Annotated in this window: 1 protein-coding gene; it reads left to right on the forward strand. The window is 34.6% G+C overall.

Going from position 1 to position 410, the window contains the following annotated elements; translation table 11 throughout:
* The coding region (locus KP705_RS18410) for a hypothetical protein (RefSeq protein WP_215765348.1) at positions 1-408 on the forward strand (408 nt) is incomplete at its 5' end.
* Between the last annotated feature and the right edge of the window lie 2 nt (positions 409-410).

The raw sequence follows: 410 nt of genomic DNA on the forward strand, positions 1-410 counted from the left end.
GTCGAGGTTTATTGCGGTTGGGAAAAGCCTTACGATATCATGACTTGTTTGCATGACCATTATATTGACCATTCTTTTCCTGTGAAGGATGTGAAAAGTTATAGAGATTATTTGCGTTGTCTTCCTTCGCATTCTTCTTTGTTTTTGGATTACATAGAAAGCAGGGGATATGGTTTTTTAAGATTCAACGAATATTTGAACGATGACGAGGATGATTTTTGTTACGAGTGTGTTTTTGTTAATGACAATAAAGATGAGATACGCCTTTGGGTTAAAGATTTAGAAGAATGTGACAAGGATGGTTTGTATTCGAGTATCGATAATTTAGATTTGGAAAATTGTACGTCTGATGATTTTAAAAGAAGACTCTCAACGATTTGCGAGAAATTTTTTGGATCGTTGTCATGAGT

The organism is Gluconobacter sp. P1D12_c, assembly GCF_018812105.1.
Lineage (GTDB): Bacteria > Pseudomonadota > Alphaproteobacteria > Acetobacterales > Acetobacteraceae > Gluconobacter > Gluconobacter oxydans_A.